The organism is Pseudomonas anuradhapurensis (assembly GCF_014269225.2).
In the GTDB taxonomy this organism is placed as follows: Bacteria; Pseudomonadota; Gammaproteobacteria; order Pseudomonadales; family Pseudomonadaceae; genus Aquipseudomonas; species Aquipseudomonas anuradhapurensis.
Window position 1 is genome coordinate 1372251 of the sequence record NZ_CP077097.1, and the last position, 12966, is coordinate 1385216.

15 protein-coding genes and 1 riboswitch are annotated in these 12966 nt (G+C 65.3%); of the genes, 13 read left to right on the forward strand and 2 right to left on the reverse strand.

The features are described from left to right. Positions 1–25 precede the first annotated feature (25 nt). Positions 26–676: a C40 family peptidase gene (locus HU763_RS06275; RefSeq protein ID WP_186689759.1), complete on the forward strand. Its 651-nt coding sequence runs from the start codon at positions 26–28 to the stop codon at positions 674–676. 139 nt (positions 677–815) lie between these two features. Continuing rightward, the gene (locus HU763_RS06280; protein WP_170028721.1) at positions 816–1349 is read left to right on the forward strand and encodes a C40 family peptidase; all 534 of its coding nucleotides are present in this window, start codon (positions 816–818) and stop codon (positions 1347–1349) included. Positions 1350–1416: 67 nt separating this feature from the next. Here the strand turns inward: HU763_RS06280 and HU763_RS06285 are convergent, their stop codons facing one another. Then, a complete protein-coding gene (locus tag HU763_RS06285) occupies positions 1417–2724 on the reverse strand; it encodes a PQQ-dependent sugar dehydrogenase (RefSeq protein WP_186689757.1) in 1308 nt (435 codons plus the stop codon). A gap of 26 nt (positions 2725–2750) precedes the next feature. On the opposite strand from HU763_RS06285, the gene HU763_RS06290 reads away from it, so the two are divergent. Continuing rightward, positions 2751–2906 (forward strand): hypothetical protein, encoded by a 156-nt coding sequence (locus HU763_RS06290; protein ID WP_217884028.1) that lies wholly within the window; start codon positions 2751–2753, stop codon positions 2904–2906. Positions 2907–3467: 561 nt separating this feature from the next. Continuing rightward, on the forward strand, positions 3468–3737 hold the full coding sequence (locus HU763_RS06295; RefSeq protein ID WP_217884029.1) for a hypothetical protein: 270 nt from the start codon (positions 3468–3470) through the stop codon (positions 3735–3737). A 113-nt stretch (positions 3738–3850) separates the two neighbouring features. Here HU763_RS06295 and HU763_RS06300 read toward each other — a convergent pair whose 3' ends face one another. After that, the gene (locus HU763_RS06300) at positions 3851–4429 is read right to left on the reverse strand and encodes a hypothetical protein (protein WP_170028724.1); all 579 of its coding nucleotides are present in this window, start codon (positions 4427–4429) and stop codon (positions 3851–3853) included. A gap of 167 nt (positions 4430–4596) precedes the next feature. Next, positions 4597–4816: riboswitch (cobalamin riboswitch) on the forward strand. A 120-nt stretch (positions 4817–4936) separates the two neighbouring features. Here HU763_RS06300 and cobO point away from each other — a divergent pair. Genes cobO through cobC form a run of 9 tightly spaced genes read left to right on the forward strand, consistent with a single transcriptional unit; the run spans position 4937 to position 12966 of the window. Beyond that, positions 4937–5548 carry a cob(I)yrinic acid a,c-diamide adenosyltransferase gene (gene cobO, locus HU763_RS06305; RefSeq protein WP_170028725.1) on the forward strand — a complete coding sequence of 204 codons (612 nt, stop codon included), beginning with the start codon at positions 4937–4939 and terminating at the stop codon, positions 5546–5548. Further along, a complete protein-coding gene (locus HU763_RS06310; RefSeq protein WP_186689613.1) occupies positions 5545–6840 on the forward strand; it encodes a cobyrinic acid a,c-diamide synthase CobB in 1296 nt (431 codons plus the stop codon). Before cobO ends, HU763_RS06310 begins: the two co-directional genes overlap by 4 nt. Then, positions 6837–7487: a 5,6-dimethylbenzimidazole synthase gene (gene bluB / locus HU763_RS06315; RefSeq protein ID WP_186689611.1), complete on the forward strand. Its 651-nt coding sequence runs from the start codon at positions 6837–6839 to the stop codon at positions 7485–7487. Before HU763_RS06310 ends, bluB begins: the two co-directional genes overlap by 4 nt. Beyond that, positions 7484–8392, forward strand: coding sequence for an adenosylcobinamide-phosphate synthase CbiB (gene cbiB, locus HU763_RS06320; protein ID WP_186689609.1), 909 nt, complete (start codon positions 7484–7486; stop codon positions 8390–8392). Before bluB ends, cbiB begins: the two co-directional genes overlap by 4 nt. Continuing rightward, positions 8385–9377 (forward strand): threonine-phosphate decarboxylase CobD, encoded by a 993-nt coding sequence (gene cobD / locus HU763_RS06325; RefSeq protein ID WP_186689607.1) that lies wholly within the window; start codon positions 8385–8387, stop codon positions 9375–9377. The genes cbiB and cobD overlap by 8 nt, the downstream gene beginning before the upstream one ends. Next, positions 9374–10828, forward strand: coding sequence for a cobyric acid synthase (locus tag HU763_RS06330; RefSeq protein ID WP_186689605.1), 1455 nt, complete (start codon positions 9374–9376; stop codon positions 10826–10828). Before cobD ends, HU763_RS06330 begins: the two co-directional genes overlap by 4 nt. 1 nt (position 10829) lies before the next feature. Next, entirely contained in the window at positions 10830–11351 is a 522-nt protein-coding gene (cobU, locus tag HU763_RS06335) for a bifunctional adenosylcobinamide kinase/adenosylcobinamide-phosphate guanylyltransferase (protein WP_186689603.1), read from the forward strand. Then, positions 11348–12403, forward strand: coding sequence for a nicotinate-nucleotide--dimethylbenzimidazole phosphoribosyltransferase (gene cobT, locus HU763_RS06340; protein WP_170028732.1), 1056 nt, complete (start codon positions 11348–11350; stop codon positions 12401–12403). The genes cobU and cobT overlap by 4 nt, the downstream gene beginning before the upstream one ends. Continuing rightward, complete coding sequence (cobC, locus tag HU763_RS06345; RefSeq protein WP_170028733.1) at positions 12400–12966, forward strand: alpha-ribazole phosphatase family protein; 567 nt, start codon at positions 12400–12402, stop codon at positions 12964–12966. Before cobT ends, cobC begins: the two co-directional genes overlap by 4 nt.

Below are 12966 nucleotides of genomic sequence, written 5' to 3' on the forward strand. Positions count from 1 at the left end.
AAGGATTACAGACACGGTCGTGCCCATGCTGAAGCGCTTCGCACCCCTCGTGCCACTCGCACTCGTGACCCTGCTTTTTGGCTGTGCGGCCCATGGCCCGGCTTCTCATTCCGAGCAGCAGCCCCAGGATCACACCCCGATCGCCGCAGAATCGGCGTTCAAGGCCAAAGCCTCGTCCTCGTCGGTATTCGGCGAGCCGGAAGAGCTGGCCACCGAAGATGACCTGGAGGCGTTCTCCAGCAGCAAGCCTTACCAGTTGCCAGTCTTGGCTGACAGCATTCTCGAGCGTGGCATGTCGCTGATCGGCACCCGCTACCGCTTCGGCGGCACCTCGGAGAAATCCGGCTTCGACTGCAGTGGTTTCATCGGCTACCTGTTCCGCGAAGAGGCGGGCGTGACCCTGCCGCGTTCGACGCGGGAAATGATCAACGTCGATGCCCCGAAAGTGGCGCGCAACAAGCTCAAGCCAGGCGACCTGCTGTTCTTCAGCACCAACGGCCGCGGCCGCGTCAGCCATGCCGGCATCTACCTGGGTGACAACCAGTTCATCCACTCCAGCAGCCGCCGCAGCGGTGGCGTGCGCATCGACAGCCTCGGTGACCGCTACTGGAGCAAGACCTTCATCGAAGCCAAGCGTGCCTTGGCCATGGCGCCGACCAATATCGCGCGCAACTGATAGCAAAATGATGTACCCTGCCGCGGCGGCGATGCTTTGAAAAAAGCTCGCCGCCGTGCGCATTTATAGAAAGCGTCTAATCTAAATTCTCAACTCTTTTCGGCTGCGGCCCCGCGACCTCAGACAGGATGTTCTGGCCATGGTAAAAATGGCGCGCTTCGCATTGATCTCCCTGGCGGCCTTGCTGGCTGCCTGCTCCAGCCGCGCGCCTGCGCCGGCCCCTGTGGTACAGCCACAGGTCACCTACAGTCAGCCCAGCCCATCGCCAATCGCCGACGACGTGTTGATACGTGCCATCGGCCTGGTGGGCACGCCTTATCGCTGGGGCGGCAATACCCCGGATTCCGGCTTCGACTGCAGTGGCTTGATCAAGTATGTCTACCGGGATGCGGCTGGCATCAGCTTGCCGCGTTCGACGCGAGAGATGATTGTCATGCGTGCGCCGACAGTCGATGCCGGGTCGCTGCAGTCCGGTGACCTGGTGTTCTTTGCCACCGGCGGAGGTTCGCAGGTCAGTCATGCCGGCATCTATGTCGGGGAGGGGCGCTTCGTGCATGCACCTTCCACAGGCGGCACGGTGCGCCTGGACTACCTGTCCAACAGCTACTGGGCCAAGGCCTACCTGCAGGCCAAGCGGGTGATCCCTTCGGGCCACCTGGCGCAGAATCCGTGAATGCCAGCCTGGCGCGGTCCTTGTAGGGGCGCGCCAGGTGCCGGCGCTGGTTCGCCCCCGGCAGGGCTCATCGGGCCTTGCTCACCCGCCAGATCACATTGCCGACATCATCGGCTACCAGCACTCCGCCGCGCCCGTCATTGATCACGCCCACCGGGCGCCCCATGGCCTCGCCACGGGCGTTGAGAAACCCGGTGAGCAGGTCCACGGGCTGGCCCGAGGGTGTTCCCGATGCGTCGAACGGCACGAAAATCACCTTGTAGCCGCTGTGTGGCTTGCGGTTCCACGAGCCGTGCTGACCAACGAATGCGCCCTGTTCGAAGGGGGCTGGTAGCCCACCTGGCTCGGCGAACGCCAGCCCCAGCGATGCCGTGTGTGGACCCACGGCATAGTCTGGTACCAGCGCCTGGGCCACCTTGTCGGGGTCAGGTGGTTGCACACGCTCGTCAATGTGCTGGCCGTAATAGCTATAGGGCCAGCCGTAGAAGCCACCTTCCTTCACCGAAGTGATGTAGTCCGGTACCAGGTCGCTGCCGATCTCGTCGCGCTCATTGACCGCCGTCCACAGAACGCCGCTGTGTGGCTCCCAGGCCAACCCGTTGGGGTTGCGCAGGCCGGTGGCGAACAGGCGGTGCTGGCCACTGGCAGGGTCTACTTCCCAGATCGCGGCACGGTCTTGCTCCTTGTCCAGGCCGTTTTCACCTACGTTGCTGTTGGAGCCCACCGTGACATAGAGCTTCTTGCCGTCGGGGCTGGCGATCACATTCTTGGTCCAGTGATGGTTCAGCGGGCCGCCGGGCAACTCCGTCACCACATGACCCTCGCCGGTGATCTGCATTGCCCCTGGCTCATAATGGAAACGTAGCAACTTGTCGGTATCGGCTACGTAGAAGTCCTTGTTCACCAATGCCATGCCGAACGGTGAATTCAGGCCTTCGATGAAAGTACTGCGGATCTCTGCGATACCGTCATGATTGGCATCACGCAGCAGGGTAATGCGGTTGGCGCTGGGCACGCCTGCGCCTGCGCGTTTCATCACCTTCTGCATCACCCAACCACGCAGACCCTTGGCGTCTTCGGGTTTGGGAGGAGCGTTGGTTTCGGCTACCAGGACGTCGCCGTTGGGCAGTAGATAAAGCCAGCGGGGGTGGTCCAAACCGCTGGCGAACGCTTTCACCTGAGTGCCTGGTGCTGCTTCAGGCTTGACATCGTTGGGCCATCCCACTGCTGGGGCGATGTTTACGGTGGGCAGGATCGTTTTGGTTGGAGCAGGCAGTTGAGGGGTAGGGCCACTGCCATCGTGTACATCCAGCAGGGCGGTTTCGCCGCAGGCGGTCAGGCTGGCGACGAACAGCCAAGGCATCAAGTGTTTCATGGACGGCAATTCTCCGGAGAAGGCCTATGGAACTGAGAAATCGGCGAAGTGCCTCGGGTTCCGGCAACCATTCAACTAATGTTGATGCTGTTGCTGTTGCTGTTGCTGTTGCTGTTGCTGTTGCTGTTGCTGTTGCTGTTGCTGTTGCTCGGCTGTTGCTGTTGCTTTTCAGCGCGCGATAGTTCAGGCGCCGCCGATTGCGACTTCAGGAGGCCGAGCGAAGGGCTTGCGGAGGGAGGTGACGGGCATGGATGCCCGTCAAGCGCTGAGGCCCCATGGATGGGGCCTGCAGCGCGTCCTCCCGGGAGCAAGCCCGTAGCGAGGGGACCCCGGAGCGCAGCGTAGGGGCCGGATGATGGGAGCGGGCGGTTTTTGGTTACTTTTTGCCAAGACAAAAAGTAACCCGCCGTAAGGGCGGCAAGGTGACTAAGTGCCGCCTTTGAAAATGAATGTTGACCTTGTTGTTGAAGCCTACGCCTGAAAGCGAAAAGCGAAAAGCGAAAAGCGGGATAGCGCTGGTTTTTATCGCGCGCAAAGTCCATTGGCGATGGCGACGCTGACTCACCTTTTCGCCCTTACGGCGAGTCACTTTTTGCCAAACGCGGCAAAAAGTAACCAAAAAACGCTGCGCTCCTATCATCCGGCCCCTACGCTGCGCTCCGGGGTTCCCTCACTCCGGCCTCGCTCCCGGGAGGACGCGCTGCAGGCCCCATCCATGGGGCCTCAGCGCTTGACGGGCATCCATGCCCGTCACCTCCCTCCGCAAGGCCTGCGTTCGGCCTCCTGAAGTCGCGAAGATCAAGATCAAGATCAAGAGCAAGAGCAAGATCAAGATCAAGATCAAGATCAAGATCAAGATCAAGATCAAGATCAAGATCAAGAGCAAGAGCAAGAGCAAGAGCAAGAGCAAGAGCAAGAGCAAGAGCAAGAGCAAGAGCAAGAGCAAGAGCAAGAGCAAGAGCAAGAGCAAGAGCAAGAGCAAGAGCAAGAGCGAGAGTATGTCTCTGAGCTGAACGGCTGACAGGCACCTCGTGGCGCAGGGCGTACCCACAGAACTCGGTTACCGGACGCAGCTCCACTCCCTGCGTTGGGCCGAATGCTGCTTTCCGGCTGAGATCAGTACAGATCAAACCTGCTTGATCAGCAGCGCTACACCCGGAAAATACTGCCCCAGATCGTTATGCAGCTTGCGCAAGGCATACGGGAAGTACCAGGCAATCGCGCAAGCGGTGTGTTTCTGCAAGTCGTCGACCAAGTCCTGCAGTTCCTCCGGGCTGGCATGCTGGCCAGCCTTCCATGGGCTGACGAAGAGCGCCCCAGCCCTCAACTGACTGGGGCCGGCTACCTGGTGGGCAACAGCGGCGGTCTGCTGCAGGGGCCCCGCCATGTCCAGCCGGGCAATTTTTGGCCAGCGCTGGCTGACACTGAGGTACAACGCTTCGTCGGCACCGCGGATCAACAGGTCGCAGCGCCCTTCGAATTCCCCTTCATCACGCTGCTTCTTCCCCGCAAACTGCTGCAGCGCCGCCAGCTCGGCCTGCCAAGCCGCCGCGGCCAACAACCCGGCATTTGCCGCTGCGCCATGCCAGTGCGGCGCTTCGGCATCACCGGCAAACTGGTTGAAACGGTCAATGCAGTCAACCCAGCGCTCCAGCACAGGGCTTAGAAACTCAAGGCGCGGGTTTCTGATGATCTGGCCTCGCATGCGGCACTCTCCTGTTGTTGTTGTAATCGCATTTGGCTACAAATGATGGCTATGTGATATCACTGTGTGCAGTACAGCACAACCCGATGAATTGGCCATTACCGGGGCGGTACCTGTTCGCCTGCAAAGCAGCCCGCTTCGATTGACGCTCCTGATACAACCCACTAACCTTCGCGCGTGTTTCAGGTGTCCTGCCAGCGCTGTCTGGGCAGGGTGAAACTGGGAAGCCGGTGGGCGCCAGCAAGGTGCGAGTCCGGCGCTGCCCCCGCAACGGTAGGTGAGACGCGGCCGCGCAGGGCCACTGGGTGCCAGCATCCGGGAAGGCGCGCTGGCCTGGGCCGAGGCCCGCTCACAAGCCCGGAGACCGGCCTGATACTGCCAACGGCATCACGGAGGGTGATGCGCGGTGCACCGTGGCTGACGGCCATGGCTCCTGCGCGTTCTCCGTTTGCCCGCCTATTACCTGTCGCCGCGCGTTGCCGGGGTGCCAGCCAGCGGAGAACCCTGATGAGCGAGACTACCGAACGCGACGAACGCCACCTGGCGCGCATGCAGCGCAAGAAAGCGATCATCGACGAACGTATCGCCAATTCCCCCAACGAATGCGGCCTGCTGCTGGTGCTGACCGGCAATGGCAAGGGCAAGAGCAGCTCGGCCTTCGGCATGCTCGCGCGCGCCCTGGGCCATGGCATGCAGTGCGGTGTGGTGCAGTTCATCAAGGGCCGCAACAGCACCGGCGAAGAGCTGTTCTTCCGGCGCTTTCCGGAGCAGGTGCGTTACCACGTGATGGGCGAGGGCTTTACCTGGGAAACCCAGGACCGCCAACGCGACATTGCCGCCGCCGAAGCAGCCTGGGCCGTGTCGCGTCAGTTGCTGCAGGACCCGGGCGTACAGTTCGTGGTGCTGGATGAGCTGAACATCGCCCTCAAGCATGGCTACCTCGACCTTGACCAGGTGCTGGCCGACATCCAGGCGCGCCCGCCGATGCAGCATGTGATCGTGACTGGCCGCGCCGCCAAACCGGAAATGATCGAACTGGCCGACACCGTGACCGAGATGGGCATGCTCAAGCACGCGTTCCAGGCCGGTATCCGCGCACAGAAGGGCGTCGAACTGTGAGCCAGCCCCGTCATTGCCCCGCCGTATTGATCGCGGCACCGGCCTCCGGCCAGGGCAAGACCACCGTCACCGCCGCCCTGGCCCGCCTGCACCGCAACCTCGGGCGCAAGGTGCGGGTGTTCAAGTGCGGGCCCGATTTCCTCGACCCGATGATCCTCGAACGGGCCAGCGGTGCGCCGGTCTACCAGCTGGATCTGTGGATGATCGGTGCCGAGGAAAGTCGCCGTTTGTTGTGGGAGGCAGCCGCCGAGGCCGACCTGATTCTCATCGAAGGGGTGATGGGGCTGTTCGACGGTACCCCGTCCAGCGCCGACCTGGCCCGTCACTTCGGTGTCCCGGTGCTGGCGGTGATCGACGGCACGGCCATGGCCCAGACCTTCGGTGCCCTGGCCCTGGGCCTGGCACGCTACCAGGCCGATCTGCCATTCGCGGGTGTGCTGGCCAACCGGGTGGGCAGCCTGCGCCACGCACAATTGCTCGAAGGTAGCCTGACCGAAGGCTTGCGCTGGTATGGCGGTTTGTCCCGCGAGCGCGGCATCGAACTGCCCAGCCGCCACCTGGGGCTGGTCCAGGCCAGTGAACTGAATGACCTGGATGCCCGTCTGGACGCCGCTGCCGAAGCGCTCGGCGCTAGCTGCGACGCTGCCTTGCCACCGCCGGTGGCGTTCGCCGAACCCGTACCATACAGCTGCAACGCCTCGCTGGCTGGGGTGCGTATCGGCGTGGCGCGGGACGAAGCCTTTGCCTTCATCTATGGCGCCAATCTCGATTTGCTGCGCAAACTCGGTGCCCAACTCGAGTTCTTCTCGCCGTTGCATGATCGCGAACTGCCGACGGTGGACAGCCTGTACCTGCCGGGTGGTTATCCCGAGCTGCACCATCACGCCCTTGCCGCCAATGCGCCGATGAACGCGGCGATCCGGGCTCATCACGCCCAGGGCAAACCGTTGCTGGCCGAGTGCGGCGGCATGCTGTACCTGCTCGATGCCCTGACCGATGTGGCTGGCGAGCGTGCCGAGTTGCTCGGCCTGCTGCCCGGCGAAGCGACCATGCAGAAGCGCCTGGCGGCCCTGGCGCTGCAGGCGGTGGAACTCCCCGAAGGCACCTTGCGCGGGCACACCTATCACCATTCGCTGACCCGTACCGCGCTGGAACCGATCGCCCGTGGCCTGAGCCCCAACGGTGGGCGTGGCAATGAAGCGGTGTACCGCCTGGGGCGGCTGACGGCTTCCTACGTGCACTTCTACTTTCCCTCCAATCCGGATGCGGTGGCGGCGCTGTTGCGACCATGAGCGAACACGCATACAGCGACGCCGAGCGCGCCGCGATCTACCGCGCCATCGGCGAGCGCCGGGACATGCGCCACTTCGCCGCTGGCGAGGTGGCTCCGGAGCTGCTCGGCCGCCTGCTTGCCGCTGCGCACCAGGCGCCCAGCGTAGGCCTGATGCAACCCTGGCGATTCATCCGTATCAGCCGGCGTGACCTGCGCGCACAGATCCAGGCGCTGGTGGAAGCCGAACGGGTGCGGACTGCCGAGGCCCTGGGCGAACGCTCCGACGCCTTCATGAAACTGAAGGTGGAAGGTATCAACGACTGCGCCGAATTGCTGGTGGCCGCGCTGATGGACAACCGCGAACCCCATATCTTCGGCCGCCGCACCCTGCCGGAAATGGACCTGGCCTCGCTGGCCTGCGCTATCCAGAACCTGTGGCTGGCGGCCCGTGGTGAAGGGCTGGGCATGGGCTGGGTGTCGCTGTTCGACCCGCAGGCCTTGGCTGCGCTGCTGGGCATGCCGGCCGGAGCCAAGCCGGTCGCGGTACTGTGCCTGGGCCCGGTGACCGAGTTCTACCCGGCACCGATGCTGGTGCTGGAAAACTGGGCCGAGGAACGGCCCTTGAGCGAAATGCTGTTCGAGAACCAATGGGGAGAGCGCCAATGAGCGTGGCCTTGCTGACCGTGGCCGGGGTGGCCCTGGATGCCTTGCTGGGCGAACCGCAGCGGCGTCACCCGCTGGTGGCTTTTGGCAACATGGCCAGCAACCTCGAGCGGCGCCTGAATGCCGGCGGGCGCGGCTGGCGCAGCCACGGGGTGAGCGCGTGGTTCCTGGCGGTGGTCCCATTGACCCTGGTGGCCCTGGTCCTGTCCTGGTTGCCGTATATCGGCTGGCTGGTCGACATGCTGGCGCTGTACTGCGCCGTTGGCCTGCGCAGCCTGGGCGAGCACGTGCTGCCGGTCGCCAATGCCTTGCGCCAGGGCGACCTGGAGGAAGCGCGGCGCCGCGTGGGCTTCCTGGTCAGCCGCGAAACCCGCGAGCTGGACGAGCCCGCCGTGGCCCGGGCGGCCACCGAGTCGGTGCTGGAAAACGGCAGTGATGCAGTGTTCGCCGCACTGTTCTGGTTCGTCGTGGCCGGCGCGCCGGGGGTGGTGCTGTATCGCCTGAGCAACACGCTCGACGCCATGTGGGGCTACCGCAACGAACGTTTCGAACGCTTCGGCTGGTGCGCAGCGCGTGTCGACGACGTGCTCAACTATATCCCCGCCAGGCTGGTGGCGCTGACCTATGCACTGCTGGGCAAGACCCGTCTGGCCCTGGCCTGCTGGCGCCAGCAGGGCCCGCTGTGGGACAGCCCCAACGCCGGGCCGGTGATGGCCGCCGGTGCGGGCGCGCTGGGCGTGGAACTGGGTGGGCCGGCGGTGTACCACGGTGAGCTGCACGAGCGACCGCGCCTGGGTGACGGGCCAGTGGCCGATGCCGAGGCCATCGAGCGTGGCTGGGGGCTGGTGCAGCGCGGGGTGTGGCTGTGGCTGCTGGTTATCTGCCTGGGGGCTTACATCAATGCTTGAACATGGTGGCCGCCTGCTGCGTGCGGTGCGGCAATATGGCATCGCCCGGGAACACTGGCTGGACTTGTCCAGTGGCATTGCGCCGTGGTCTTTTCCGATCCCGCCGATTCCGCTGGAGGCCTGGGCTCGTCTGCCAGAAACCGAGGACGGCCTGGAGCAGGCCGCACGCGCGTACTACGGCGCCCGCCAATTGCTGCCGGTAGCCGGTTCGCAGGCCGCGATCCAGGCCCTGCCGTTGCTCCGCACAGCGTGTCGTGTGGGCGTCCTCGCACCGTGCTATGCCGAGCACCCGTACGCCTGGCAGCGGGCGGGGCACCAGTTGCTGGAGCTGGACGAAGCCAAGGTCGAGGCGATGCTCGACAACCTCGACGTGCTGGTGCTGGTCAACCCGAACAACCCAACCGGCCACCGGGTGCCACCTGAACGTCTGCTGGAATGGCACGCGCGCCTGTCTGCCCGCAATGGCTGGCTGCTGGTCGACGAAGCGTTCATGGACAACACCCCGGCCGACAGCGTGATTGGCCATGCCGATCGCCCGGGCCTGATAGTGCTGCGCTCATTCGGCAAGTTCTTCGGCCTGGCGGGCGTGCGCCTGGGCTTTGTCGCCGCCGAACGCAGCCTGTTGCTGCGCCTGGCCGAGTTGCTCGGCCCGTGGACCGTCAACGGCCCGACCCGGGTACTGGCCCAGGCCAGCCTGGCTGACCACGCCCGCCAGTGCCTGCAGGTTGAACGCTGCGCCGCCGCCAGCCAGCGGCTGGCCGTGATGCTGGACCGCGCCGGCCTGACGCCCAGCGGCGGTTGCGATCTGTTCCAGTACGTGCGCTGCGAGCACGCTGCGCAATTGCATGATTTTCTCGCTAGCCGTGGCATCCTGGTACGCCTGTTCGAGCAGCCACCGGCGATACGCCTGGGGCTGCCTGCCTGTGAAACAGATGAACTGCGCCTGGCCCAGGCCCTGGCGGCCTATCAGAAGGAAACGGCATGACCACCCTCATGGTGCAAGGCACCACCTCCGACGCGGGCAAGAGCACGCTGGTGACTGCGCTGTGCCGCTGGCTGTTGCGCCAGGGTGTCGGTGTGGTGCCGTTCAAGCCGCAGAACATGGCGCTGAACAGCGCAGTGACCGCCGACGGCGGTGAAATTGGCCGGGCCCAGGCAGTGCAGGCCCAGGCCTGCCGGCTGGAGCCGCACACCGACATGAACCCGGTGCTGCTCAAACCCAACAGCGACAGCGGCGCCCAGGTCATCATTCATGGTCGTGCCGTCGCCAGCATGAACGCGGTGGCCTACCACGACTACAAGGCCATCGCCATGCAGGCGGTGCTGGCCTCGCACCAACGCCTGAGCGCTGCCTGGCCGGTGGTCATGGTCGAAGGCGCGGGTTCGCCAGCGGAAATCAACTTGCGTGCCGGCGACATTGCCAACATGGGCTTTGCCGAAGCGGTGGACTGCCCGGTGATCCTGGTCGCCGACATCAACCGCGGCGGCGTGTTCGCCCACCTGGTGGGTACGCTGGAGTTGCTGTCGCCCAGCGAACAGGCGCGGGTCAAGGGCTTCGTCATCAACCGCTTCCGCGGTGACATCGCCTTGCTGCAGCCGGGGCTGGACTGGCTGCAGCAGCGCACCGGCAAGCCGGTGCTGGGTGTGCTGCCGTATGTCAGCGACCTGCATCTGGAAGCCGAGGACGGCATCGATGCGCGCCAGGCGGCCAAGGCCGGGCGCGTGCTCAAAGTAATCGTCCCGGTGCTGCCACGTATCAGCAACCACACCGACTTCGACCCGCTGCGCCTGCACCCGCAGGTGGACCTGCAGTTCATTGGCCCGGGCCAGCCGATCCCGGCTGCCGACCTGATCATCCTGCCGGGCTCGAAAAGCGTGCGCGGCGACCTGGCGCAACTGCGCGAACGCGGTTGGGACAAGGCCATCGAGCGGCACCTGCGCTATGGCGGCAAGCTGATCGGAATCTGCGGCGGCCTGCAGATGCTTGGCCGCGAAGTGCATGACCCGCTCGGCCTCGAAGGCGCTGCCGGCTCGAGCCCCGGGCTTGGCCTGTTCAATTACGCCACGGTGCTCGAAGCCGACAAGCAACTGCGCAACGTTGCCGGTACGCTGAGCCTTGAAGCAGCCCCGGTTGCCGGTTATGAAATTCACGCTGGCGTTACCAGCGGGCCAGCCCTGGAGCGGCCCGCCGTGCAGCTTGCCGATGGCCGTTGCGATGGCGCCCTCAGCGCCGATGGCCAGGTGCTTGCCACCTACCTGCACGGCCTGTTCGAAGGTAGCCAATCATGCGCGGCGCTGCTGCGCTGGGCTGGCCTGGAGGACGTGCAGAGCATCGATTACCAGGCCCTGCGCGAACGCGACATCGAGCGCCTGGCCGACCTCGTGGAAAAACACCTAGACACCGCGCGCCTGCGCCAGCTGTGTGGAGTGGCCTGACATGCGTAACCTGATCCTCGGCGGTGCCCGCTCCGGCAAGAGCCGCCTGGCCGAACAACTGGCCAACAGCAGCGGCCAGCCAGTGACCTACATCGCCACCAGCCAGCCGCTGGACGGTGAAATGAATACCCGTGTGCAGTTGCACCGCCAGCGGCGCCCGGCAGACTGGGGCCTGATCGAAGAGCCCCTGGCCCTGGCCGCCGTGCTGCGCGCCGAAGCGGCCGAAGGGCGCTGCCTGCTGGTGGATTGCCTGACCCTGTGGCTGACCAACCTGCTGATGCTGGAAGACGACCAGCGCCTGGCCGAGGAACGTGATGCGCTACTGGCCTGCCTGGAGCAACTGCCGGGCACTGTCATCCTGGTCAGTAACGAAACCGGCCTGGGCGTCGTGCCCATGGGCGAGCTGACCCGGCGCTATGTCGACCTGGCCGGCTGGCTGCACCAGGCCGTGGCCGAACGCTGCCAGCGCGTGGTGCTCACCGTGGCTGGCCTGCCCCTAATGCTCAAAGGACCTGCACTATGACTCAAGCCTGGTGGCGTGACGCCTGCCAACCCCTCGACACCGCCGCCATGGACCAGGCCCGCGCCCGCCAGCAGCAGCTGACCAAGCCTGCCGGTTCACTCGGCCAGCTGGAAGGCCTGGCCATTCAGCTGGCGGGCCTGCAAGGGCGTGAACGGCCAAGCCTGGAGCAGCTTGCCATCAGCCTTTTTGCCGGTGATCACGGCGTGGTCGAAGAGGGTATCTCGGCCTATCCGCAAGCGGTGACCGGGCAGATGCTGCGCAACTTCGTCGGCGGCGGCGCGGCAATCAGCGTGCTGGCGCGCCAGCTGCAGGCCAGCCTGGAAGTGATCGACCTGGGTACCATCGACCCGCATCTGCAGCTGCCTGGCGTACGCCATCTGCGCCTGGGCGCCGGCACGGCCAACTTCGCCCGCCAGCCAGCGATGACCGATGGCCAGTTGCAGGCGGCTCTGCAGGCCGGCCGCGACAGCGCGCTGCGCGCTGCCGAACAGGGCGCGCAGCTGTTCATCGGTGGCGAGATGGGCATTGGCAACACCACCGCCGCTGCAGCCTTGGCCAGCGTGCTGCTGGGCTGCCCGGCCATCGAGCTGAGCGGCCCAGGCACCGGCCTGGATGACGCTGGTGTACGGCACAAGGCCGAGGTCATCGAACGGGCACTGCGTCTGCATGGCCTGCGCGCCGAAGCGCCATTGCAGGCACTGGGCTGCGTGGGGGGCTTTGAAATCGCGGCGTTGGCGGGTGCCTACCTGGGCTGTGCACAGGCCGGTATCGCGGTGCTGGTGGATGGCTTCATCTGCAGTGTTGCCGCGCTGCTGGCGGTGCGCCTGAACCCGCAGTGCCGGGCCTGGCTACTGTTCGCCCACCAGGGCGCGGAGCCTGGGCACAAGGCGCTGCTGGCTGCATTGCAGGCCGAACCTTTGCTGGCGTTGGGCCTGCGCCTGGGCGAGGGTAGCGGGGCGGCCCTGGCGGTGCCGTTGTTGCGCCTGGCCTGTGCCCTGCACGGGCAGATGGCGACCTTTGCCGAAGCAGCAGTGGCGGACCGCCCGGCATGATCCTCGACCTGCTGCGCCATGGTGAAACAGCGCACGGCGGCCTGCGTGGCAGCCTCGATGATGCCCTGACCGACAAGGGCTGGGCGCAGATGCGCAGTGCCGTGGCCGAAGCCGGCCCGTGGCAGGTGCTGGTCAGTTCGCCGCTGCAGCGTTGTGCGCGTTTTGCCGATGAACTGGGTGCCCGCTTGAACCTGCCGGTGCAGCTTGAGCCGGCCCTGCAGGAGCTGCATTTCGGTGACTGGGAAGGCCGCAGCGCGGCGCAGATCATGGAACACCAGGCGGATGCACTGGGGCGCTTCTGGGCAGACCCATACGGGTTTACCCCGCCCAATGGTGAGCCGGTCGCGGTGTTTGCCGAGCGTGTATTGGCGGCTGTCGAGCGGCTGCGCCATGAGCATGCCGGCAAGCGTGTGCTGCTGATCACCCATGGCGGCGTGATGCGGCTGTTGCTGGCCCGTGCCCGTGGCTTGCCAAGGGCCCAGCTGCTGCAGGTAGAGGTCGGCCACGCTGCATTGATGCGGCTACTGCCGGGTGATGACGGCCACTGGATCGAAGGGCGCTGA